Consider the following 25,667-nt stretch of genomic DNA (forward strand, 5'->3'; position numbering starts at 1 on the left):
TTGTGGTGTTGATCTGCTTCAGGCGGCGCGGCGGACCAGGGCCCGCAGGGCCAGGAACCAGGTGTCGGCCAGATCCCGGACCGCCTCCTCGGTCAGGACTCCGGAGGCGAAGGACCAGTGCGCGGCCAGCTCGGGGCCGTCCGGCCGGTCCTCGGTCAGGGCGTTGACGGTCAGGGCGTGCGACAGCGGCATGCCGGGGTCTCCGTCCAGGTCGGCCGCGTCCCCCTCGGGGGCGTAGGACCAGTCGGCCGCTTCCGGGTGGCCGAAGCGGCCCATGTAGTTGAACTCGATCTGCGGCCGGTCGAGCCGGGCCAGCCGGGCCCCGGTCACCGGGTTGAGGTGCCGCAGCAGCCCGTGGCCGATCCCGCCGGCCGGCAGGGCGTCCAGGTGCTGCCGGATCCGGGCCAGCGCCGCGTCCAGCGCGGGGCCGCCGGCCAGCGCGTCGGCCAGGTCCACCGGGCCCGGGTCCAGCCGGACCGGGACCACGCTGGTGAACCAGCCGACCGTGCGGGACAGGTCCGCGTGGCCGGCCAGGCCCTCCTCCCGGCCGTGGCCCTCCAGGTCCACCAGCACCGAGTCACCGGCCGTGCCGTCCGTGCCGTCCGGGCTGCGGCGGCGGCGCCAGTCGGCGACGGCCAGGGCCAGCGCGGTGAGCAGCACATCGTTGACGGTCGCGCCGAAGGCGGCCGGCACCCGGCTCAGCAGCGGCGCGGTGACCTCGGCGGGCAGGGTGAGGGCCAAGTGGTGTTCGGTGGCCACGGTGTCCAGCGCCGGATCGAGGGGGCGCCGCAGCGGGAGCGGGTCGCCGCCGTCCAGGATCGTGGTCCACAGCGGCAGTTCGGCCTCGCGCGCGGGGTCCATGGCGTCGCGGTCGAGCAGTTCGGCCCAGCGGCGGAAGGACAGCTCGACCGGTGCCAGGGTGATCGGCCGACCCGCCGTCAGGTCCCGCCAGCCGGCTTCGAGGTCGGGCAGCAGGACCCGCCAGGACACCCCGTCGACGACCAGGTGATGGATCATCAGCAGCAGTCGTCCGGGCACGCCCGGGCCGGCGTCGAACCAGACCGCCTGCACCATCCGGCCCGCCTCCGGGTCCAGCCGGGCCTGCGCCGCCTCCGCCTGTTCGGCGACAGCGGCCCACAGGGCCGCTCCGTCGGCACCGGCCGTTTCGACCTGGTGCAGGTAGGAGGCGGGGTCCACGGTGCCGGGCGCGGGCACGTTCAGCCACCACAGCTCCTCGCTGCCGCCCGAGCAGGAGCCCGCGGGCAGCCGCTCAAGCCGGGCCCTGAGCATGTCGTGCTGGTTGGTGACGGCCTGAAGCAGCGTCAGCAGCCCGGCGCGGTCAAGCTCCGCGGGCGTCTGCAGCAGGGCCACCTGGTGGTAGGCCCGCATCGGGCCGCCCAGCTCGCGCAGCGCGTGCATGATCGGGGTCACCGGGATCAGGCCGGTGCCCAGGTCATGGGCCCGGCCCCCGCCGTCCGGGCCCACCGGGGCGAGCACCGCGACAGCGGCCAGGGCCGCGACCGTGCGCTGCTGGAACACCTGGCGCGGGGTGATCCGCAGCCCGGCCGCCCGGGCCCGGCCGACCAGTTGCATGGCGACGATGCTGTCCCCGCCGAGGGCGAAGAAGTCGTCGTCCGCACTGGTCCCGGCCAGCCCGAGCACCTCGGCGAAGAGCGCGCACAGCTGCCGCTCGCGGTCGGTCGCCGGCGGTCGGCCGACGGTGGCCGCGGCGAAATCCGGCACCGGCAGCGCCCTGCGGTCGAGCTTGCCGTTGGGCAGCAGCGGCAGCGCGTCCAGCAGCACCACCGCGGCCGGGACCATGTAGTCCGGCAGGGCAGCCGCGGCCAGGGCGCGCAGCGCGGCCGGGTCCGGCGGCGCGGCGGCGTCGGCCGGGACCGCGTAGCCGACCAGCTGCGTGGCCCGGGGCCGGTCCTCCCGGGCCAGCACCACCACCTGGGCGACGGCCCGGTGCTGGGCCAGCACCGCTTCGATCTCGGCGAGTTCGATCCGGAAGCCGCGGATCTTCACCTGGTCGTCGGCCCGGCCGAGGAACTCCAGCCGGCCGTCCTCGGTCCAGCGGGCCAGGTCGCCGGTGCGGTACATCCGGGCGCCGGGCGCTCCGAACAGGTGCCCGTACGGGTCGGCGGTGAAGCGCTCGGCGGTCAGCCCGGGGCGGTCCAGATAGCCGCGGGCCAGGCCCCGTCCGGCGAGGTGGAGCTCGCCGGTGGTGCCGGGCGGGACCGGGCGCAGCGCCGCGTCCAGCACATAGGCGCGGGTATTGCCGACCGGACGGCCGACCAGCGGGCGTTCGCTCTCCCCGATCCGGGCGACCAGGGCGTCCACGGTGGCCTCGGTCGGGCCGTAGAGGTTGTAGGCGTCCGTGCCGCGCAGCGCGCCGAGTTCGCGCCACAGCGCGTCCGGGACCGCCTCGCCGCCGACCCCGACCGCCGCCAGCGGGCAGGCGCCGTCCTGGATCAGTCCGGTGCCGGCCATCTGGGCCAGGAACGAGGGGGTGACCTCGATGAAGTCCAGGCTCCGGTCCCGGATGGCAGCGGCGGTCAGCTCCGGGTCGCGCCGGGTCTCCTCGTCCAGGATGTGCAGGGCGTGGCCGTCCAGCAGCCACAGCTGCGGCTGCCAGGAGGCGTCGAAGGAGAACGACCAGGCGTGGCCGACCCGCAGGTGCCGGCGGCCCGCCCGGCGCTTGGCCGGGTCGTGCAGGGCCCGGCGGTGGCTGTGGAAGAGGTTCACCACGCTGTCGTGGCAGACCACCACGCCCTTGGGGCGTCCGGTCGACCCGGAGGTGTGGATGACATACGCCGGGTGCAGCGGGTCGGGGCCGGTGCCGAGGTTGTCGCCGGACAGCCCGGCCAGCTGACGCACCGTCACCGCCGCGTCCAGCAGCAGCACGGGTGCGCCGGTGTCCGGGAGCCCGGCGGCCAGCGCCTCGGTGCTGAGCACCAGCAGCGGCCGGGTGTCCTCGACCAGGGCCTGCACCCGCTGCACGGGCAGCTCGGCGTCGATCGGCAGATAGGCCGCGCCGGCCTTCAGCACGGCGAGGATCGCCAGCAGGTGGTCCGCCGAGCGCGGCAGCGCCAGGGCGACGATCCGCTCCGGTCCCGCGCCCTGCTCGACCAACAGCCGGGCCAGCCGGTTGGCGCGCTCGTTCAGCTCGGCGAAGCTCCAGCGCACCGCGCCCGCCACCACGGCGGGGGCGTCCGGCGCGGCGGCCGTCTGCGCCTCGAACAGGGCGGGGACGGTGCCGGGGGCGTCCGGCAGCGCGGTGTCGTTCCAGGTCTGCAGAACGGTACGGCGATCGGCGGGGCCGAGGATGTCGAGTCGGCCGAGCGGCTGGTCGAGGTCGCCGGTCATCGCCTCGAACAGGGTGACCATGGCGTCGGCCATCCGCTCGGCGGTGGCGGCGTCGAACAGGTCCTGCCGGTACTCGGCGGTCAGCACCAGCCGGTCGCCGGGCTCGACCGCCCAGGTGAAGGGGTAGTGGGTGGAGTCCTGGTGGTCCCGCACGGTGCTGTGCAGGCCCTCGGCGGCTCCGAGACCCGGGCCCTCGGCACCGGGGTAGGACTCGAAGACCACCAGGGTGTCGAACAGCTCGCCCAGCCCGGCCCGGCGCTGGATGTCGGCCAGGCCGACATGCTGATGGGCGATCAGCAGGGACTGCTCGTCCTGCAGCCGGTCCAGGAAGACCGCCAGCGGTTCGCCCTGGTCCAGCCGGACCCGGACCGGGACGGTGTTGATGAACAGTCCGATCATCGACTCGACCCCGGCCAGCTCCGGGGGCCGCCCGGCCACGGTCGCGCCGAAGACCACGTCCTCGCGGCCGGTCAACCGGGCCAGCAGGATGCTCCAGGCGCCCTGGACCAGGGTGTTGACGGTCAGTCCGCGGCTGCGGGCGAGCCCGGTCAGGGCCGCGGTCAGCTCTGGGGACAGCCGGGTGCTGCGGAGGCCGGGCAGGACGGGCACCCGGTTCGGGTCGGCGGGCGCCAGCTGGGTGGGCCCCTCCAGTCCGTCGAGCGCCCGGGCCCAGGCGGCGGCGGAGACCTCGGCGTCCTGCCGCGCCAGCCAGCCGAGGTACTCCCGGTAGGGGACGGACGGGGCGGCGGCGGCCTCGGGCGAGCGGTAGAGCTCGGACAGCTCGGCCATCAGCTGCGGCAGCGACCAGCCGTCCAGCAGCAGGTGCTGGTGCGACAGGGCGAGCCGGTGCTGCCGCGGTCCGGTGCGGACCAGCAGCAGCCGCAGCAGCGGGGGTTCGGCCGGGGCGAAGCGACGGCGCTCCTGGAGCAGGGCCTCGGTCCAGCGGGCTTCCAGGGCCGCCGGGCCCAACTCGGAGAGGTCCAGCCGCCGCCAGGGCAGAGCCGCCGTGCGCGGGACGACCGCCACCGGACGGCCGGACGACAGGTAGCGGAAGCCGGCCCGGAGGTTGGCGTGCCGGTCCAGCAGTGCCTGCCCGGCCGCGCGCAGCCGCTCGGCGTCGAGCGGTCCTTCCAGGTCGTGCGAGACCTGGACGGTGTAGACGTCGGGACCGTCCGCGCCGGAGTCGAAGGAGGCGTGGAACAGCAGGCCCGCCTGAAGCGGTGTCAGCGGCAGCACCTCGGCCGCATCCCAGCGGGCCAGTTCGGCCTGCTCCTCCGCGGTCAGGGTCAGCAGTTCGGCGGCCGGGGCCGCGCTGGACGTGGCCGCGGGCTCGACGGCGACGGCGGCCAGTCCGGCCGGGGTGCGGTGCCGGAAGACGTCCCTGGGGCTGATCGCCAGACCGGCCGCGCGGGCGCGGCTGACCAGTTGCATGGCGACGATGCTGTCGCCGCCGAGGGCGAAGAAGTCGTCCTCGGCGCCGACCCGGTCCAGGCCGAGCACCTCCGCGTACAACCCGCACAGCAGTTCCTCGCGCGGGGTGCGCGGAGCGGTGTCCGTCACCTCGGCCGCGAAGTCGGGCGCGGGCAGCGCCCTGCGGTCGAGCTTGCCGTTCGGGGTGAGCGGCAGCGCGTCCAGGAGGACGAAGGCCGCGGGAACCATGTGCTCGGGCAGCACGGCGGCGGCGTGGGCACGCAGAACCGCCGGGTCCGGAGCCACGTCCGGGGCCGGGACCAGGTAGGCGACCAGGCGCTGTTCGCGCAGCACCACCGCGCAGTGCGCCACGGCCGGGTGCGCGCCGAGGACGGCCTCGATCTCGCCGGGTTCGACCCGGAAGCCGCGGATCTTGACCTGGTCGTCGGTCCGGCCGAGGTACTCCAGCGCGCCGGAGCGGTTCCAGCGGGCCAGGTCGCCGGTGCGGTACATCCGGGCTCCCGGCGCGCCGAAGGGGTCGGCGACAAAGCGCTCGGCGGTCAGCCCGTGGCGGTTCAGATAACCCCGGGCCAGCTGGACGCCGGCCAGGTACAGCTCCCCGGCGACACCCGGCGGGACCGGCCGCAGCCCGGCGTCCAGCACCTGGACGCGGGTGTTCCACACCGGGCTGCCGATCGGGACGCGGTCCGCGCCGGGCGGGATCTGAGCGGCCGTCACATCCACCGCGGCCTCGGTGGGCCCGTAGAGGTTGTGCAGTTCGGCCGGGAGCAGCGTGTGGAAGCGGGCGGCGAGGGCCGCCGGCAGCGCCTCGCCGCTGCAGAGCACCCGTCGCAGTCCGGTGCAGTCGGCAGCGGCGGGCTCGTCCAGGAAGGCGGCCAGCATAGACGGTACGAAGTGCAGCGTGGTCACGCCCTCGGCCTGGATCAGCCCGGCCAGGTAGGCCGGGTCCCGGTGGCCGTCCGGACGGGCCAGCACCAGCGCGGCTCCGGTGCTGAGCGGCCAGAAGAACTCCCACACCGACACGTCGAAGCCGGACGGGGTCTTCTGCAGCACCCGGTCGTCGGCGCCCAGCCGGTAGCGGTCCTGCATCCACAGCAGCCGGTTGACGATGCCCCGGTGCGGGACCACCACGCCCTTGGGCTGCCCGGTGGAGCCGGAGGTGTAGATCACATAGGCCGGGTGGCGCGGGTCGAAGCGCTCCGGCAGTGCCGCCCGGGTGCCCCCCGCGGGGCTTTCCGGCAGGGCGCCCTGAACCACCGTCACCGGGCGGGCGTCCGCGAGCATGAGGGCGGTGCGCTCCGGCGGGTGGTCGGGGTCGAGCGGCAGATAGGCCGCGCCGGTGCGGTGCACCGCCAGCAGGGCGACCACCAGCTCGACCGAGCGCGGCAGCGCCACCGCCACCGTGGTCTCGGGTGCGGCGCCGAGCCCGGCCAGGGCCAGCGCGGTGCGCTCGACCCGGGCGTCCAGCTCGGCGTAGCTGAGCCGCTGCTCGCCGAGGACCAGGGCGAGGGCCTCGGGGGTGCGCGCCGCCTGGGCTTGGAACAGCTCCGGCAGGGTGGTCGGGGCCAGCTCCCGGTCGGTGTCGTTCCAGCCGGTGAGGACCTGCCACCGCTCCCCCGGGTCGAGCAGGTCGAGGTCCCGCAGCGGCAGGGCCGGGTCGGCGACGACCTGCTCCAGCAGCCGCAGCAGGCGCTGGGCCAGCTGCTCGACGGTGTGCTGGTCGAACAGGTCGGCGCTGTACTCGATCCAGCCCTGGATGCCCTCCCCCGGCCCCTGCTCGATGAAGTCGAAGCTGAGGTCGAACTTGGCGGTGTGCTGGCCCAGCGGCTCGGGCCTGGCTGTCAGGCCCTGCAACTCGGGGGTGCCGGACGGTCCGGCCAGGTGCACCACCATCACCTGGAACAGCGGGTGCCGGGCCAGCGAACGGGTCGGGTTGACCGCCTCCACCAGCTGCTCGAAGGGCAGGTCCTGGTGCTCGTAGGCGGCCAGGTCGGCCTCCCTGACCCGGGCCAGCAGTTCGGCGAAGCCGGGCGCGCCGGACAGGTCGGTGCGTAGCACCAGCGAGTTGACGAAGAAGCCGACCAGGTCCTCGAGCCCCTCGTCGGTGCGTCCGGAGACGGGTGCGCCGAGGGGGATGTCCTCCCCCGCGCCGAGCCGGTGCAGCAGCGCGGCCACGGCGGCCTGCAGCACCATGAACATGCTGACGCCCTGCTCCCTGGCGAGGGTCCGCAGCGCGCCCTCCAGCGCGGGGGCGAGGACCAGCCCGACCGCGCCGCCGCGCCGGGTGCCCTCCTGCGGGCGCGGACGGTCGTAGGGCAGCGCCAGCTCCTCCGGCATTCCGGCCAGAGCGCGCTGCCAGTAGCCGAGCTGACGGGTGCGCAGGCTGTCCGGGTCGGCGGCGTCACCGAGCAACTGACGATGCCAGAGGGTGTAGTCGGCGTACTGCACCGGCAGCGGCTGCCACTGCGGGGCCCGGCCCTCGGCCCGGGCCCGGTAGGCGGTGGCCAGGTCGCGCCAGAGCGGCTGGTCCGACCACTCGTCACCGGCGATGTGATGGACCACCAGCAGCAGCACGGACTCCTCGGGAGCCAGCTGGAACACCCGCACCCGCAGCGGCGACTCACGGTCGATGGCGAAGCCCTCGGCCGCCGCCTCGGCCAGCCTGGCGGGCAGCTCGGCCTCGGCGCTCCGCTCGGCGCGGGTGAGCGCGCCGAGCTGCTCCGGCTCCAGCACCCGCTGGTACGGACGGCCGTCCCGCTGCGGGAAGACGGTGCGCAGGCTCTCATGACGCACCGCCAGATCCCTTACCGCTGCGGCCAGGGCGTCCTGGTCCAGCGGTCCTGACAGCCGCCAGGCGGCAGGGAGGGTGTAGCCGGCGCCGGGGCCCTCCAGCTGGTGCAGCACCCACAGCCGCTGCTGGGCGAAGGACAGCGGCAGCGGCTCGGGCCGGGCCGCGGGCGCCGGCACGGGCCGCCGGCCGCCGCGTCCCTCGCGCAGCCGCTCGGCCAGCCGGGCCGGGGTGGGGGCCTCGAAGACCGCGCGCAGCGCGAGCTCGGCGCCCAGCGCCGTGCGGATCCGGCTGACCAGGCGCATCGCCAGCAGCGAGTGGCCGCCGAGGGCGAAGAAGTCGTCGTCCACGCCCACCTGGCCGGTGCCGAGCACCGCGCCGAACAGCTCGCAGAGGATCTCCTCGCGGGCGTCCCTGGCCCGCCGTCCCGCTCCGGCGGTGACCGGGCCGGGCGCGGGCAGCGCCTGCCGGTCCAGCTTGCCGGCGACGGAGCGCGGCAGGGCCGGGAGTTCGACGAAGGCCGTCGGGACCATGTGCTCGGGCAGCACCGCGGCCAGGTGCGACCGCAGCGCGGCCGGATCGGTGCCGGGCTCGCCGACCGGGACGGTGTAGGCCACCAGTCGGCGGTCGCCCGGGGCGTCCTCGCGGATCAGTACGGCCGCCTGGGCCACCTGCGGGTGGGTCCGCAGCACCGTCTCGATCTCGCCCGGCTCGATCCGGAAGCCGCGCAGTTTCACCTGGTCGTCGGTGCGGCCGAGGAACTCCAGGGTGCCGTCGGCACGACGGCGCACCAGGTCACCGGTCCGGTACATCCGCTCGCCCGACTTGCCGAAGGGATCGGCGGTGAAGCGCTCGGCGGTCAGGCCGGGCCGGTGCAGATAGCCGCGGGCCAGCCCGACGCCCGCGAGGTAGAGCTCTCCCGGCACGCCGACCGGGACCGGCTGCAGCGCCGGGTCCAGGACATGGGCCCGGGTATTGGCCAGCGGGGCGGCCCAGGGCGCGCCGTCCGGGCCCGCGCTGTGCCGTCCGTAGGCGTCGACGGCGCACTCGGTCGGCCCGTAGAGGTCGTGCACCACCGTGTCCGGCAGCGCGCAGAGCCGCTCCCAGAGCGCGGCGGGGGTGGCCTCGCCGCCCACCGCGATGGTGGCCGGACGGTAGCGGTCCGGGTCCAGGAAGCCGTGGTGGACCAGTTCCTGCAGATAGGTGGGGGTCAGGTCGACGAAGTCGATCCGCTGCTCGGCCAGCAGATCGAGCAGCGCGGCCGGGTCGGTCAGCACGCTCTCGCCGACGACATGCAGCTCATGCCCGGCCAGCAGCCAGAGCAGCGGCTCCCAGGAGCCGTCGAAGCTGAACGAGGCGGCGTGCACGGCGCGCAGCCGCGACTTGCCTGCGGCGATCCGGGCCGGTTCGACCAGGTCCACGAGGTGGGCGGCGAACAGGTTGCTGAGGCCCCGGTGCGTCCCCAGCACACCCTTGGGACGGCCGGTCGAGCCGGAGGTGTGGATGACATACGCGGCGCTCGAGGGCAGCGGGCGCCCGCCGATGGCTGACGCCGCGTCAGTCGCCGTCAGCGGGTCGTCCAGCAGCAGGGTCTCCGGCCGCTCGGGCGGCAGCCCGGCGGCGACGGCCCGGGTGCTGAGCAGCAGCACCGGGGCGGCGTCCTGGAGCAGGTACTCCAGCCGCTCCGCCGGGTAGCCCGGATCCAGCGGCAGGTAGGCCGCTCCCGCGGCGAGCACGCCGAGGATCGCGGGCACCATCTCGGCCCGGGGCAGGGCCAGGCCGACCACGCTCTCGGCGCCGATCCCGCGTCGCCGCAGCAGCCCGGCGATACCGTCCACCCGGGCGGACAGTTCACTGAAGGTCAGCCGCCCGCGGTCGGTGACCAGCGCGGTCCGGTCGGCCCCGGCCTCGGCCGCCTCGGCGAAGATCTCCGGGACGGTACGTGGCTCCAGCGGCGCGGCGGTGTGGTTCCAGGCGCCCAGGGAGTCGCGGCGCTCGTCGTCGGTCAGCACCCCGATCCGCCCGATCGGACGGTCCGGCTCGGCGGCCAGCACGGTCAGCAGACTCAGCAGACGCTGTGCCAGGGTCTCGGCGGTCCGGTGGTCGGCCAGATCGGCCGCGTACTCCAGCAGCAGGGTGACCCGGTTCTCGCCCGCGTGGTCCACAAAGGTGAAGTCCAGGTCGAACTTGGCGGTCCCGAAGCGGGTCGGCCACCACTCGGTGGGCAGGCCCAGCACCTGCGGGTCCCCGTCGGGGCGGTAGTGGTAGCCGGTCATCACCTGGAACAGCGGGTTGCGGCCCGGCACCCGGGGCGGGTTGACGGCCTCGACCACCCGGTCGAAGGGCAGGTCCTGGTGCTCGAAGGCGGCCAGGTCGGCTTCCTTGACCCTGCCCAGCAGTTCGGTGAACGAGGGGTCGCCCGACAGGTCGGCCCGCAGTACCAGGGTGTTGACGAAGAAGCCGACCAGATCGTCCAGAGCGCTGTCGGTGCGCCCGGCGATCGGGGCGCCGAGGGGGATGTCCTCGCCCGCGCCCATCCGGTGCAGCAGCGCCGCCACGGCGGCCTGGAACACCATGAACATGCTGGTACCGGTCCGCCCGGCCAGGGCCCGCAGGGCGGCGGCGGTGTCCGGGTCCAGTTCGGCCCGTACCAGGCCGGCCCGGCCGGTCGGTGCGGCGGGACGGGGGCGGTCCAGCGGCAGCGGAATCTCATCCGGCAGCCCGGCCAGCGCGTCGACCCAGAAGGCGAGTTGACGCGTGCCCTCGGCGGACTCGCCCAACAGCCGCCGCTGCCACAGAGTGTAGTCGGCGTACTGCACCGGCAGCGGCTGCCACGGCAGCTGCTGACCCTCCGTCAGAGCCGAGTAGGCGGTGGCCAGATCGGCCAGGAACGGCCGGTCGGACCACTCGTCGGTGGTGATGTGGTGCAGCACGATCGCCACCACGTGGTCGTCCGCGCCGATTCGCAGCACGGCGGCCCGCAGCGGCAGTTCGGATCCCAGGTCGAAGCGGCGGGCGACGGCGGCGTCGATCCGGGCGGCGAGGTCCTGCTCCGGGCAGTCCTCGACGGTGAAGCCGGGCTCGGCCTCGGCGGCGGGCAGGATCAGCTGGTAGGGCTCGCCGTCCTGCTCCTCGACCAGGGTGCGCAGCGCCTCATGACGGACCGTCACCGCACGCAGCGCCTGCCGCAGCAGCTGCGGGTCCAGGGCGCCGCGCAGCCGGGCGACCAGCGGGAAGTGGTAGGCGTCGCCGCTGTCCAGCCGCTCGGCCAGCCACAGCCGGCGCTGGGCCGGGGAGAGCGGGATCCGCTCCGGCCGTTCGGCCTCGGCCCGTACCGCCGGGCGTGCGGTCCGGCCGGTGTCGGCCCGCTCGGCCAGTCGGGCCGGGGTGGGGGCCTCGAACAGGTCGCGGATCGCCAGTTCCGCGCCGAGCTCGGTCCTGGCCCGGCTGATCAGCCGGGTGGCCAGCAGGGAGTGGCCGCCGAGGTCGAAGAAGCCGTCCTCGGCGCCGACTTCGGGCAGACCCAGCACCTCGGCGAACAGCCGGCACAGCACCTCCTCCTGCGGGGTGCGCGGACCCCGGCCGCTGCCCAGCGCCGCGGCGGGCTCCGGGTCCGGCAGGGCGCGCAGGTCCAGCTTGCCGTTGTGGTTCATGGGCAGCCGGTCCAGGGTGACGAAGGCCGCCGGGACCATGTAGTCGGGCAGCTGCTGCCGCAGGTCCTCGCGCAGCCGCCGGACCAGGCCGTCCGCGTTCCGGGCCGCCGCCGGGCTGTTGGCGTACGGGGGCGTGCCGCCGCCGGGTCGGTACAGGCCGGTCACGTCGGCGGGCCCGCCGCGCAGGAACACGGCCTCGTAGCAGCCGAGTTCGGCGGACCAGGTGGTCAGCACCCGGTAGCCGAGCGAGGCCCCGAGGGTCTGCAGGGTCTCCGGGTCCACTCCCCCGGCCTCCTGCTCGGGTGCGCTGCGGCCCTGCTCCAGGGCCCGCAGCGCCGCCAGCTCGCCGGCGGTGCGGGCGTCCGGGATGCCGGTGACCCGCAGCTGCTCGGGCCGCCGCTGCTCCAACTCCCGCTCCAGCTGCCGCTCCAGCGCGTCCGACCAGGCCAGCGTCGGGACGTCGGCCAGGTCCAGCGGCTCGCGGCCGGCCCGGTACAGCACGGCGTCGTAGCGGTGCCGGGTCAGCTCATTGTGGTGCCATCCGCGCTTGGTGCGCAGGTCGACGTCGAAGCCCAGGTCGTCGAGGCTCAGGGTGCTGAAGTAGTCCGGGTCGACCAGCAGTTCCTTCTCCAGCCGCAGCCCGCGCTCGGCGGCCCGCAGCAGCTGCCGCGGCTCCGCGCCGTCCCCGGCCCTGGTCCGCTGCACGGCGGTGTGGAAGGCGCGGGCGAGGCGCAGATTGCGGACGTCGCCGACGAAGAGCGCCCCGCCGGGGGCCAGCAGCGCCGCGGCGCCCCGGATGACCTCGGTCAGATGGCCGATGCTCGGGAAGTACTGCACCACCGAGTTGATCACCACGGTGTCGAAGTACCCGGTCGGCAGGCCCTCGGTGACCTCGGCGGACTGGCAGCGCAGCTCCACCTTGGCCGCCAGCTCCGGATCGCGGAGCAGGTCCTGCACGAGCTTGCGGATCACCGGCGCAGCGAAGTCGGTGGCCCAGTAGGCCTCCGCCTCCGGCGCCAGCCGGGCCAGCAGCAGCCCGGAGCCGACGCCGATCTCCAGGATCCGGCGCGGACGCAGCTCCCTGATCCGGGCCACGGTCTGCTCGCGCCACTCCGCCATCTGCTCGAACGGGATCGGCCGCCCGTCGTAGCTGCTGTCCCAGCCGGCGAAGTCCTCGGTGAAGACGGCGGTGCTGATCTGCTCGTACTCCTCGGAGTAGACCTGCTGCCACGCCCCGACCTGGGCCCGCTCGACCGACTCCCGCTCCTCGCCGGACAGCTCGCCGGGCACCACATAGCCGATCAGTCGGCTGGTGCCGGGTGCTGATGGATCGTCACGAGCGATCACCGCGGCCCGGGCCACCCCGGGGTGCTGGGCCAGCGCGGTCTCCACCTCGCCCAGTTCCACCCGGTAGCCGCGGATCTTGACCTGGTCGTCGGTGCGGCCGAGGAAGTCCAGGTTGCCGTCGGCGCGGCGGCGCACCAGGTCCCCGGTGCGGTACATCCGCTCCCCTGGCTCCCCGAACGGGTCCGCGACGAAGCGCTCGGCGGTCGGTCCCGACCGGTTGAGGTAGCCGCGGGCCAGGCCGGTTCCGGCGATGTACAGCTCGCCGGGGACCCCGTCCGGGACCGGGCGCAGCCAGTCGTCCAACAGATGGGCCCGGGTGCCGCGGATGGGACGGCCGACGGTGGGGGTGGCGCTGTCGCCGGTGCCGCCGCCGAGGGTGTTGATGGTGTACTCGGTGGGGCCGTAGAGGTTGTAGCCGTAGCTGCCCTCGGTGTCCCTGAGCCGGTTCCAGACCGCCTCGGGGACCGCCTCGCCGCCGAGCAGCACCAGCGGCGGCCGGTGCGCGCCGTCCAGCAGCCCCTGTTCGATCAGCAGGTGGGCGTAGGTGGGGGTGACATTGACGACGTCGATCCGGTGCGCCCCGCAGTAGCGGACCAGGGCCTCGGCGTCGCGGCGCAGCTCCTCGTCGCAGATGTGCACCTCATGGCCCTCGACCAGCCAGAGCAGCTCCTCCCAGGACATGTCGAAGGCGAAGGAGACGGTGTGGGCGATCCGCAGCCGCCGGCCGCCGGCCGAGGCCACGGCCGGGGCGAAGACCTCGCGCTGGTGGTTCAACTGCATATTGGTCAGGCCCCGGTAGGGGGTGACCACGCCCTTGGGGCGCCCGGTGGAACCGGAGGTGTAGATCACATAGGCCGGGTGCTCCAGGCTGAACCGGGGCCGCTCGGCCTCGGTGACCGGGTCGCCGGACCGCGCGGCCAGCTCCGTAGCCAGCTCCGGGTCGTCCAGCAGCAGCCGGACGGCCTCCGGGGCCGCGCCGGACAGCCGGGCGGCGGCCACCGGGCCGGTGGACAGCAGCAGGGCCGGGCGGGCGTCGTCGAGCATCTGCGCCAGCCGGTCGTCCGGGTGGTCCAGTTCCAGCGGCAGATAGGCCGCACCGGTGCGCAGCACCGCGAACAGCGCCACCACGGTGTCCACCGAGCGCGGCAGCGCGAGGGCGACCACCCGTTCCGGGCCCGCCCCGTGCGCCAGCAGCAGCCGGGCGGCGCGGTTGATCCTGGCGTCCAGCTCGGCGTAGCTGACGCGCTGTCCGCCGAAGACCAGGGCGGTGGCCCCGGGGGTGCGGGCGGCCTGGTCGGCGAGCAGGTCGGCGACGGTCCGCTCGGGGTCGGGCACCCGGCCCGCCACCGAGCGCAGCCGCAGCGCGGCCTGCTCGGCCGGCAGCAGCGGGTCCAGGCTGCCGACCGGCGCGGCCAGGTCCCGGGTGAGCCGGTCCAGCAGCAGTGTGAAGCGGTCGAGCAGCGCCTCGGCCCGCGGCCGGTCCACCGCGTCCGGGTTGTGCGCGAGGGTGATCCGGATCCGCCGGCCCGGCGTCACGATCAGGTTGACCGGGTAGTGGGTGGCGTCGACATTGGCCACGGCGACCGCGCCATGACGGACCCTCAGCTCGGCGAGCCGGTCCTCGGTGTCGTTGTCGCGCAGCACGAACAGGGTGTCGAACAGCCGCCGGTGGCCGGTCTCGGCCTGCAGCACGCCGAGGCTCAGGTACTCGTGCGGCATCAGCGCCAGCCGCTGGTCCTGGATCCGGCGCAGCAGCCCGAGCACCGGTTCGGCCGGGTCGAAGCCGATCCTGGTCGGGACAGTGTTCAGGAACAGCCCGATGACATGCTCGACGTCCGGCACCTCGCTCGGCCGCCCGGCCACGGTGGTGCCGAAGACCACGTCGGTGCGGCCGGTGGCGCTGGCCAGGGCCAGCCCCCAGGCGGCGTTCAGCAGGGTGTTGAGGGTGAGGCCGTGGCCGCGCGCGGTGTCGCGCAGCCGCTCGCCGAGACCGGCCGGGAGCAGTGTCTCCAGCTGCTCGGGGACGGCCGGTTCCAGGCCCCGGTCGGCCGCGGCCAGCAGGGTCGGCTGGTCAAGACCGGCCAGCGCCTCGCGCCAGGCCAGGGTGGCGGCGGCGCTGTCCTGCGCCTCCAGCCAGGTCAGGTAGTCGCGGTAGGAGCCGGGGCGCGGCAGCGCGCGGTCGTCCCCGCCGCTGCGGTAGAGCGCGAAGAGCTGGTCCAGGAAGACCCAGGCGGACCAGCCGTCCCACAGCAGCAGATGACGGCCGATCACCAGCCGGTCGCCGCGGTCGCCGCCGAGGCGGAGCAGCAGCAGCCGGAACAGCGGCGGCCGGGCCAGGTCGAAGCGGCGGGCCCGCTCCTCGTCCATCAGCTCGCGCAGCCTGGCCTCCTGCTCGGCGGCGGGCAGGCCGGTGAGGTCGACCTCGTCCAGCGGGACGCCGGGGTCGGCGGTGATGAACTGCACCGGCCGGCGCAGGCCCTCGCTGGTGAACCCGGCCCGCAGCCCGGGGTTGCGGGCCAGCAGCGCCGCCGCGGCAGTGCGCAGCCGGTCGGTCTCGAGCCCGTCGGCGACGTCGAAGGACTCATGGACGGTGTAGACGTCCAGGCCCGCGTCGTCATAGGTGGAGTGGAAGAACAGCCCCTCCTGCAGCGGGGCCAGCGGCCAGACGTCGGCCACCGGGCCGGGGCTCAGCCGCTGGACGTGCGCGGTCTCCTCGGCGGTCAGGGCGAAGCCGGAGCGCAGCGGCTCGCGGGCGGCGACCGGCGCGGCGGGCGCGGCGGGCGCGGCTGCGGCCAGGGCGGCGGGAGTGCGGCGGGCGAACACGTCGCGCGGGCTGAGGTCGAGTCCGGCCCTGCGGGCCCGGCTGGAGACGCCGATGGAGCTGATGCTGTCGCCGCCGAGCAGGAAGAAGTCGTCGTCGGGGCCGACCTGATCGAGCTTCAGCACGGCGGCGAAGATCTCGGTGAGCGTCCGCTCCCGCTCGGTCTCCGGGGCCCGGGCCTCCGCCCGGGCGGCCTGCGGTGCGGGCAGCGCGGCCCGGTCCAGCTTGCCGTTCGGGGTCAGCGGCAGCGCGTCGAGCAGCACATAGACCTCCGGCACCAGCGCGGCCGGCAGGGCGCCGGCCAAGGCGGCCCGCAGCGCGCCCGGCTCCGGGCGGCGCCCCGCAGCCGGGACGACATAGGCGATCAGCAGCGAGCCGTTGACCGTCACCGCGGCCTGCGCCACGGCCGGTTGACGGACCAATGCGGCCTCGATCTCGCCCGGCTCGATCCGGTTGCCGCGCAGCTTGACCTGACGGTCGGTCCGCCCCAGGTACTCCACCGTGCCGTCCTCGCGGCGGCGCACCAGGTCGCCGGTGCGGTACATCCGCTCGCCGGGGCCGCCGAAGGGGTCGGCGGTGAAGCGCTCGGCGGTCAGGCCGGGCCGGGCGTGGTAGCCCCGGGCCAGCTGGACACCGGTCAGATAGAGCTCTCCCGGCACCCCGGCCGGGACCGGGCGCAGCCAGGAGTCCAGCACCCTCAGCCCGGTGTTCCACACCGGCCGCCCGATCGGCACGGTGGTGTCCTCCGCCCCGTCGTAGCGGTGGTGGGTGACGTCCACGGCGGCCTCGGTGGGCCCGTAGAGGTTGTGCAGCGGGACGGCGGTGAGCGCGTGCCAACGGGCGGCGGCGGCGCCGGGCAGGGCCTCGCCGCTGCTGAACACCCGGCGCAGCGAGGACACCCAGCCGAGGTCCTCCGTGATCTCTTCCGCCTGGAGGAAGGCCTCCAGCATCGAGGGCACGAAGTGCAGGGTGGTGATCCGCTGCTCACGGACCAGGGCGGTCAGATACGCGGGGTCCCGGTGGCCCTCCGGCCTGGCGAGGACGACCGCCGCGCCCTCGCACAGCGGCCAGAAGAACTCCCAGACGCTGACGTCGAAGCCGGCCGGCGTCTTCTGCAGCACCCGGTCGTCGGCACGCAGTCCGTACTCGCCCTGCATCCAGGCCAGCCGGTTGACGATGGCCCGATGGGTGACCAGCACGCCCTTGGGACGGCCGGTGGAGCCGGAGGTGTAGATCAGGTAGGCGGGATCGTCGGGCCCGGCCGGCACGGCCGTCGTCTCGCCGACGGATTCCTCCGGGACGTCGAGCAGCAGCGGCTGCAGGCCCGGCAGCGCGGGCAGCCGCCCGGCGTTGGCGGCGGTGGTCAGCACCGTGTCCGCGCCGGAATCGGCGAGCAGCTGGGCCACCCGTTCGGCCGGGTGGTCCAGGTCGACCGGCAGATAGGCCGCGCCGGCCTTCAGCACACCGAGCAGCGCCACCATCAGCTCTGCCGAACGCGGCACGGCGACCGCGACGATCCGTCCGGGGCCCGCGCCACGCGCCCGCAGCCTGGCGGCCAGGGCCCCGGCCAGGCCGTCCAGCTCCTGGTAACTGAGGCTGCCGGTCTCAGCAACGACCGCCACCGCCTGCGGAGTCCGGGCCAGTTGGGCCTCGAAGGCGCCGACCAGGGTGGTCGCCGGAACGTGCCGGTGCTCCCCGGCCGGGTGGGCCTCGGCCCGTTCCTCGGCCGACAGCAGGTCGAGGCCGGCCACCGACTGCCGGGGGTCGGCGGCCAGCGCCCGCAGCACCTCGGTCAGCCGGTCGGCGATCCGCGCCACGGCGGCCGGGTCGATCCGCCCGGTGTGGTGCTTCAGCCGCAGGTCCAGGCGGCGGCCCGGCTTGACGATCAGGGCCAGCGGGTAGTGCACCGCGTCGTGGAACTCATGGCCGGTGATCCTGACCGTGCCGGAGGGGTCGGCCAGGCCGGTCTCAGCCGGGTAGTTCTCGAAGACCACCAGGGTGTCGAAGAGTTCGCCGCCGCCCGCCGGTCCGGCCAGCCGCTGGATCTCGGCCAAGCCGAGGTGCTGGTGCTCCAGCAGCTGCGCCTGCTCGTCCTGGAGCCGGTGCAGCAATGTGCCGAGGGTGTCGGTGGGCCGCAGCCGGACCCGGGTCGGCAGGGTGTTGATGAACAGGCCGACCATCAACTCGACGCCCTCGACCTGGGCGTCCCGGCCGGAGACGGTGGTGCCGAACACCACGTCCTGACGGCCGGTCAGCCGTCCGAGCAGCAGGCCCCAGGCGGCCAGGACCACCGTGCCGAGGGTGACCCCCTGCTCCCTGGCCCGGGCGCCGAGCCGGGCGGTCAGCTCCTCGGAGAGCTCGACCCGGACCTGCCCGGGATCCAGCGGGGCGACGTCGGCCGGGCCGGGCAGCAGCCGGGTCGGGCCGTCCAGCCCGTCCAGCGCGGTCTGCCAGGCGGCCAGGGCCGCGGGCCGGTCCGCGGCGGCCAGTCGGCGCAGATGCTCCCGGTACGGGGCGGGCTCGGGCAGCGCGGCGGGGGCCGGACCGTAGCCGGCCAGCAGCTCCCGGTGCAGCACCGGAAGCGACCAGCCGTCGGCGATGATGTGATGGAACGTCAGCACCAGGCGGCTCTGCTCGGGGCCGAGCCGGACCAGGGCGCAGCGCAGCAGCGGCGGCCGGGACAGGTCGAAGCGGCGGATCCGCTCGTCGGCCGCGACCGCGTCGGCCAGCGGCAGCCGCAGTCCGGCCTCCTGCGCCGACAGGTCCAGCTCGCGCCAGGGCAGCTCGAGGCCGGCCGCGATGATCTGCACCGGGCTGCCGTCGGGGAGCCGTCGGAAGCAGGCGCGCAGCGGGGCGTGCCGGTCCAGCAGCCGCTGGGCGGCCCGGCGCAGCGCCGCACCGTCGACCGGGCCGCCGAGCTCCAGCACCTGCTGCACCACATAGGCGTCGCGGTCGGCGCCGTCCAGCAGCGAGTGGAAGTAGAAGCCCTGCTGCAGCGGTCCCAGCGGGAGCAGTTCCTCGACCGCGACCGGGTGCTCGCCCTGGAGCGCCTCCAATGCGGCCGGGTCCGGCCGGACCGGTGCGGCGGCGTCCTGGCTTTCGTTCGGGGCCTCGGCGACCTGGGCCAGCGCGGCGACCGTGCGGTGCCGGAAGACGTCGCCGGGGCTGAGCCGCAGCCCGGCCCTGCGGGCGGCGATCAGCAGCTGGATGGCGATGATGCTGTCGCCGCCCAGCGCGAAGAAGTCGTCGTCCACCGAGACCGTGCCCAGGCCCAGCACCTCGGCGTAGAGGGTGCAGAGCAGTTGCTCGCGGGCGTCGCGGGGCGCGCGGCCGTGGCTGAGCGCGGCGTAGTCGGGGACCGGCAGCGCGGCCTGGTCCAGCTTGCCGCTCGGCGTCACCGGGAGCCGCTCCAGCGGGACCAGGGCGGACGGCACCATGTACGCGGGCAGCCACTGGGCGGCGTGCGCACGCAGGTTCCGCATCAGCGCGTTGACGTCGCGGAACGGCGCCGGACGGTTGGCCAGGGGGACGTCCCCCGAGGGGCGGTAGAGCGTGCCGAGGGTCTGGTCCACCGGCGCCAGCACGGCGTCGAGGCTGCCGTCGTCGGCCGCGCCGTTCCAGGTCAGCGCGACCTGGTAGCTGTGCCGGGCGCCGAGCGCGTACAGGGCCTCCGGGTCGGCGCCGGGAGCGGCGGCGGGGCGGCTGCTGTCGCCGCAGGCGGCGAGGTCGGCGAGGTCCTCGGCCAGCCGGGCATTGGGCACACCGGTGACCCGGAGCCGGGCCGGACGGTCGGTCAGCAGCGCGTCCAGGGCCGGCAGGCCGGGCCAGCCGACCTCTTCCTGCGGGACGTCCACGGGCGCGGCGGCGCGCTTGCGCAGCACCACGTCGTAGCGGTAGCGGGTCAGCTCGTTGTGGTGGTCGCCGCGCTTGATCCGGATGTCGGCGTCGAACCCGTCGAGCGCCGCGAAGAAGTCGGGGTCGAGCAGCAGCTCGCCCTCCCAGGCCACCGACCGCTCGACGGCCGCGCGCAGGGCCTGCTTGTCCTGCGGGTCGGCGGCGCGCCGGGTCTCGGCGGCGGCCCTGAGGCAGCGCAGCAGCCGCAGATTGCGCACATCGCCGATGAACAGGCTGCCGCCGGGGGCGAGCAGCGCGGCGGCCGACTCCAGCACCTGGGTCAGGTACTCGGCGCTGGGGAAGTACTGGACCACCGAGTTGAGCAGCACCAGGTCGAACCGGCCCTGCGGCAGCCCGGCGGTGTCGTGCGCCGGGCGGGCCAGCAGCCGTACCCGGTCCGCCAGTTCGGGCACCGTGTCGATCTGGGCGCGCAGCGCCCGCACCGCCTCCTCGGAGAGGTCCGTGCCCCAGTACTCCTCGCAGCCGGGGGCGATCCGGGACAGGATCAGCCCACTGCCGACGCCGAGTTCCAGCACCTTGCGCGGCTGCAGCTGCTCGATCCTGGCGACGGTGGCGTCGCGCCACTCGCGCAGCTCGCCCACCGGGATCGGCAGCCCGTCGTACATGCTGTTCCAGCCCGCGAAGTTCTCCGCGAAGCCCTCGCCGCCGGCCGCCGCGTAGAGCAGCTCGTGCAGTTCCTTCCACTCCTCGACCTGGTCGGCCCCGGCCGCGGCCGGGTCGGCGTCCAGCGCGGGGACGACATAGGCGGCGAGCCGGCGGTCGCCGGGGCGGTCCTCGCGGACCACCACCGCCGCCTGCTCCACGGCGGGGTGCGCCCGCAGCACCGACTCGATCTCGCCGGGCTCGATCCGGAAGCCGCGGACCTTCACCTGGGCGTCGGCCCGGCCGAGGAACTCCAGCCGCCCGTCCGGCTTCCAGCGCACCAGGTCGCCGGTGCGGTAGAGCCGCTCCCCCGGCGCGCCGAACGGGTCGGCGACAAAGCGCTCGGCGGTCAGCGCGGGTCGGCCGAGGTAGCCGCGGGCCAGCCCCGCGCCGCCGAGGTACAGCTCACCGGTCGCCCCGGCCGGGACCGGCCCGAGCCGGTCGTCCAGCACATAGGCCCTGGTCCCGGGGTCGGGGACGCCGATGGGCACGATGCTGCCGACCGGAGTGTCCGGGTCGCAGCGGCCGAGGGTGGAGTTGGTGGTGGCCTCGGTCGGGCCGTAGGCGTTGAACATCATCCGGCCCCGGGCGTAGCGGGCGACCAGCTCCGGGGAGACCCGCTCGGTGCCGGCCAGCAGGGTCGCGGCGGGCGGCAGCAGCACGTCCTCCGGCATCGCGGCCAGCAGGGCCGGGGGCAGGATCATGAAGGTGATCCCGTTGGCGTTGGCGTAGTCGGCCAACGGGCGGCCCGGCACCCGCAGTTCGGCCGGGACCACGACCAGCCGACCGCCGGAGAGCAGGCCCAGGCACAGGTCCCAGAAGGCCACGTCGAAGCTGGGCGAGGCGAACTGCAGCACCCTGCTGTCCGGGCCGATACCGAAGCGCTCGCTCTGGGTGGCCACCAGCTTGGCGACCCCGGCGTGCGACAGCACCACGCCCTTGGGCCGGCCGGTGGAGCCGGAGGTGTAGATCACATAGGCGGCGTTCGCCACGGCCAGCGGACCTCGGTCGGCCTCGGTCGGGTCATGGCTCGGACCGGACGCCAACTCCGCGGCGGTCTCCGGGGTGTCGAGCAGCAGCAGGGCCGGGCCGGTGTCCGGCCCGGCTGCGGTGCGGGCGGCGGTGTGGGCTGCGGTGGCGGTGGTGCCGACCAGGCAGATCGGGGCGGCGTCGGCCAGCATGTGGGCGATCCGGTCGGCCGGGTAGTCGGCGTCCACCGGGAGGTAGGCCGCGCCGGACTTCAGCACCGCGACCTCGGCCACGATCAGCTCCACCGAGCGGGGCAGCGCCAGGGCCACCACCTGCTCGGGGCCGGCGCCGCGGGCGATCAGCGCATGGGCCAGGCGGTTGGCACGCCGGTCCAGTTCGGCGTAGCTGAGCCGGGTGTCAGCGAAGACCAGGGCGACCGCGTCCGGACGCAGGGCGACCTGCTCGGCGAACATCTCCGGCCAGGTCAGGGCTGGTACGAAGTGCTCGGTGTCGTTCCACTCCAGCAGGATCTGACGTCGCTCCCCGGCGCTCAGCAGGGCCAGCTCGCCGATGGGGGTCTGCGGTCGGGCCAGGCCGTCGGCGAGCAGGGTGGCGAGGTGCCTCAGCAGGCGCTCGGCGGTCTCGGCCCGGAACAGGTCGGGGCGGTAGTCGAGCCGCAGTTCGTCCGCCGTCAGGTGGAGCGAAAGGTCAAGCGAGCGGCTGGAGTTGATACCGAGTCCGGTATTGAAGAGCAGCCCGCCGCCGCGCAGGGGCTCGGCTTCCAGCTCGGCCGCGAGCTCGGTGAGGGGCAGTCGGTGGGACTGTGCCTCAGCCGAGGCGGTGGTGACGCGGCGCAGCAGGTCGGCGAAGCTCGTCCCGCCGTCCAGCTCGATCCGCAGCGGCAGGTCCTGGTGGCCGACGGTGATGTCCTGGCCGCCGCCGTAGCGGTACAGCAGGGCGACGTACCCCGCCAGGAGCGTGATCTCTTCCACCGCCGCGGTGAGCGGACGGCTGCGGCTGTCCCGGCCCGCGGAGGACAGCAGCGGGTAGGGGAAGTCGACCGGCAGTGCCGTCTCCTGCGGGAGCCCGGCCAGCCGCCGACGCCAGTACGCCGTCACTTCTTCGTTAGCGGACACAGTTGACCGCGCCTCCCAGGGTGTACGGAACCGGCTTGGCCGGACGATCGCAGGTCGTACTAAGGTAAGCATTACCTAACCATGTGGATCTGTTCCTGCAAAGCCCGGGCCGCCGGGCCGCACGTCGCGCCCGTAGGCGTGGCAGCGGGAGCCAAGGCCCGCCCGAGTGCAGAAAGTTGACGCCCGTTGACGACCTTGGAGACTGCCCGGTGAGCCGGGGCAGCGGACTTCGCCCCGCCCTGCTGGTGGGGCTGCTCGGTGCCGCCCTCGTCCTGATCTGCCTGCTGTCGGTCGCCCTGGGAGCCCGCACGGTGCCTCCGGACCAGGTCCTGCGGGCGCTGTTCGGGCATCCGCCGAGTCAGCTGGTGGACAACATCGTCTGGTCGGCCCGGATCCCCAGGACCGCGCTCGGCCTCACCGCCGGCGCGGCCATCGGCCTGTCCGGCGCCCTGATGCAGGCGCTGACCCGCAACCCGCTGGCCGACCCCGGCATGCTCGGCGTCAGCGCCGGGGCCTCCTTCGCCATCGTGCTGGCCATCGCGGTACTGGGGGTCGGATCGCTGTTCGGCTACATCTGGTTCGCCTTCGCCGGGGCGTTGGCGGCCAGCCTGGTGGTCTACCTGCTGGGCCGACTCGGGCGTTCAGGGCTGACCCCGGTCAAGCTGGCGCTCGCCGGGATCGCGGTGACCTCGCTGCTCTCCTCGCTGACCAGCGCCATCGTGCTGACCGACCCGGACGCGCTGAACCGCTACCGCTTCTGGTCGGCCGGGTCCATCGCCAACCAGGACAGCGGGGTGGTCCTGCGGATCCTGCCGTTCCTCGGTCTCGGCGCGGTGCTCGCGCTCGCCTGCGCGCCCGCGCTCAACAGCCTGGCCCTGGGCGAGGACGTGGCGGCCTCGCTGGGACGGCGGCTGGGGCTGGTCCGGTTCCAGGGCGTGGTCGCGGTGATGCTGCTGACCGGCGGTGCGGTGGCGGTGATCGGCCCGGTGGTGTTCCTCGGCCTGGTCGTCCCGCACCTGGCCCGGATCCTGGCCCAGGCCGCGGGGATCGGCCCTGACCACCGCTGGCTGCTGCCGCTGTCGGCGCTGCTCGCGCCGTGCCTGCTGCTCGCCGCCGACATCGCCGGACGGATGGTCGACCGGCCCACCGAGATCCAGGCCGGCACCATCGTCGCCTTCATCGGCGGCCCGTTCTTCATCGCCATGGTGCGTCGGCGCCGACTCGCGGAGCTGTGACCATGACTCTTCAGACTTCCGGACGTATTTCCGTCCGTTCCTTCCGGTTGGCTGTGCCACCGGTTTCCGGGATCGTCCGGCCGCGGTTGATCGCGGTGTCGGTGGTGCTCGCCGTCGCTGTCTTCCTGGTCTTCTGCTGGGGGCTGTCCATCGGCGACTACCCGATCAGCCTTCCCGACGTGGTCAAAGCCCTGTTCGGCCAGGGCGACCCGGGAACCCTGCTGGTGGTCCGGGACTTCCGGCTGCCGCGGGCCGTGGTCGGACTGCTGGTCGGCATCGCCTTCGGGGCGTCCGGCGCGCTGTTCCAGACCATGACCCGCAATCCGCTGGCCAGCCCGGACATGATCGGGATCACCGAGGGCGCCGGCACCGCGGTCGTCGCCGGGATCGTCTGGGGCTGGGGCGGCGCCCTCGGCAGCCAGACCCTCGGGCTGATCGGCGCGCTGGCCACGGCTTTGATCGTCTATCTGCTGGCCTGGCGGGGCGGCGGCGTCACCGGCTACCGGATCATCCTGGTCGGCATCGGGGTCTCCTGGATCTGCTCCAGCGCCACCGACTTCCTGGTCGCCAGGGGCCAGCGGTTCCAGGCCCAGGCCGCGCTCGGCTGGCTGGTCGGCAACCTCAACGGCCGCGGCTGGGACCAGGCCGGGCCGCTGGCCGTGGCTTTGGCCGTGCTGCTGCCGACCGCACTGGTCCTGGGACGGCTGATCCGCACCCTGCAGCTGGGCGACGAGGTCGCGGCCGGGCTCGGCACCCGGGTCCAGCCGGTGCGGTTCGCCGTGCTGCTCACCGGAGTCGGGCTGATCGCCTTCGGCACGGCCGCGGCCGGGCCGATCGCGTTCGTGGCGCTGGCCGCACCGCAGATCGCCCAGCGGCTGGCCCGCACCGCGTGGCCGCCGACCCTCGCCTCGGCACTGACCGGGGCCCTGGTCGTGCTCGGCGGCGACCTCATCGCCCGCGAGATCGTCCCCGGCACGGAGCTGCCGGTCGGGGTCGTCACCGGCGTGCTCGGCGCGCCGGTCCTGCTCTGGCTGCTCATCCGCACCAACCGTGCCGACACAGGAGGCTGAACCCATGCCGACCACCCCAGGCCACACGGGCCATCCCGAGCTGAGGGCCGAGGGACTGCACCTGTCCTACGACAACCGGGCGGTCGTGACCGACCTCGACCTGGTCGTCCCGGCCGGTCGGATCACCGCCGTCGTCGGCGCGAACGCCTGCGGCAAGTCCACGCTGTTGCGGGCGCTGGCACGGTTGCTGACACCACGTCAGGGGGTGGTGCAGTTGGACGGCCGGGCGCTGCACTCCATTCCCACCAGGGAACTCGCCCAACGGCTCGGCATCCTGCCGCAGGGGCCGGTCGCCCCGGAGGGGTTGACGGTCGTCGACCTGGTGAACCGGGGCCGCTCACCGCACCAGACCTGGTGGCGGCAGTGGTCCGGCGCGGACGAGCAGGCCGTGCACGCGGCGCTGGCCGCGACCGGGATGGCCGAGCTGGCCGACCGCCCGGTCGACGAGCTGTCAGGAGGGCAGCGGCAGCGGGCCTGGATCGCCATGGCCGTCGCCCAGGGCACGCCGGTGTTGCTGCTGGACGAGCCGACGACCTATCTGGACCTGGCCCACCAGATCGACGTGCTGGACCTGATCACCGACCTGAACCGGCGGGAGGAACGGACGGTGGTGATGGTGCTGCACGACCTCAACCAGGCCTGCCGGTACGCCGACCACGTGGTCGCCATGAAGGCGGGCCGGGTTGTCGCCGAAGGCCCGCCCGCCGAAGTGATTACCGCCGAGGCGGTGGAGGACGTCTTCGGCCTCCGCTGTCGGGTCATCCAGGACCCGGTCAGCGGCACGCCTTTGGTCATCCCCATCGGCCGCCACCACCTCGCCGGTGCGGCGGGGCCCGTCGCAGGGGCGGGGGTGGTCGCGGACGCGGGTGCCGGTGCTGGCGCGGGGGGCATGCACGCGGAAACGGCGGGCGTCGGTGCGGACCCGAGGCCGGAGAAGGCCGCCCAGGCCGCGGGCTGAGCCGGGACCCCGGCTCCACCGGAACCGGGCTTGGCCTGTTCGGCCGGATCGGTCAGTCCGACAGGTCCGGCGCAGCCGGGGTGTCCGGCGCAGCCGGGGGGGTCCGGCGCAGCCGGGGGGGTCCGGCGCAGCCGGGGTGTCCGGCGCAGCCGGGGTGTTGGCGGTTCGGCAGGCCAGTTGGCTGAGCTGACCCGCGCCGCGCAGCGGGTAGCCGCCGGGCGCAGCCCAGGGCCGGGCGCAGCCCAGGGCCGGGCGCAGCCCAGGGCCGGGCGCAGCCCAGGGCCGGGCGCAGCCCAGGGCCGGGCGCAGCCCAGGGCCGGGCGCAGCCCAGGG

General features: G+C 74.7%; 4 protein-coding genes. 3 read left to right on the forward strand and 1 reads right to left on the reverse strand.

Annotated elements, in window-relative coordinates:
- Positions 1–18: 18 nt before the first annotated feature.
- The gene (locus ACEZDG_RS30625) at positions 19–22,071 is read right to left on the reverse strand and encodes a non-ribosomal peptide synthase/polyketide synthase (RefSeq protein WP_380515803.1); all 22,053 of its coding nucleotides are present in this window, start codon (positions 22,069–22,071) and stop codon (positions 19–21) included.
- A gap of 239 nt (positions 22,072–22,310) precedes the next feature.
- On the opposite strand from ACEZDG_RS30625, the gene ACEZDG_RS30630 reads away from it, so the two are divergent.
- From ACEZDG_RS30630 to ACEZDG_RS30640, 3 genes are read left to right on the forward strand one after another with little or no spacing between them, the layout of a single operon-like run.
- Positions 22,311–23,306: a FecCD family ABC transporter permease gene (locus ACEZDG_RS30630; protein ID WP_380515821.1), complete on the forward strand. Its 996-nt coding sequence runs from the start codon at positions 22,311–22,313 to the stop codon at positions 23,304–23,306.
- Between the two features lie 2 nt (positions 23,307–23,308).
- Complete coding sequence (locus ACEZDG_RS30635) at positions 23,309–24,376, forward strand: FecCD family ABC transporter permease (RefSeq protein WP_380515805.1); 1,068 nt, start codon at positions 23,309–23,311, stop codon at positions 24,374–24,376.
- A gap of 4 nt (positions 24,377–24,380) precedes the next feature.
- The gene (locus ACEZDG_RS30640; protein ID WP_380515808.1) at positions 24,381–25,334 is read left to right on the forward strand and encodes an ABC transporter ATP-binding protein; all 954 of its coding nucleotides are present in this window, start codon (positions 24,381–24,383) and stop codon (positions 25,332–25,334) included.
- The last annotated feature ends 333 nt before the right edge of the window (positions 25,335–25,667 follow it).

This window comes from Streptacidiphilus alkalitolerans (assembly GCF_042511045.1).
Lineage (GTDB): Bacteria > Actinomycetota > Actinomycetes > Streptomycetales > Streptomycetaceae > Streptacidiphilus > Streptacidiphilus alkalitolerans.

Bases quoted from the DNA above. Each gene is read 5' to 3' on its own strand.
- ACEZDG_RS30635 (WP_380515805.1), top strand. From the start codon at position 23,309: ATGACTCTTCAGACTTCCGGACGTATTTCCGTCCGTTCCTTCCGGTTG.
- ACEZDG_RS30640 (WP_380515808.1), top strand. From the start codon at position 24,381: ATGCCGACCACCCCAGGCCACACGGGCCATCCCGAGCTGAGGGCCGAG.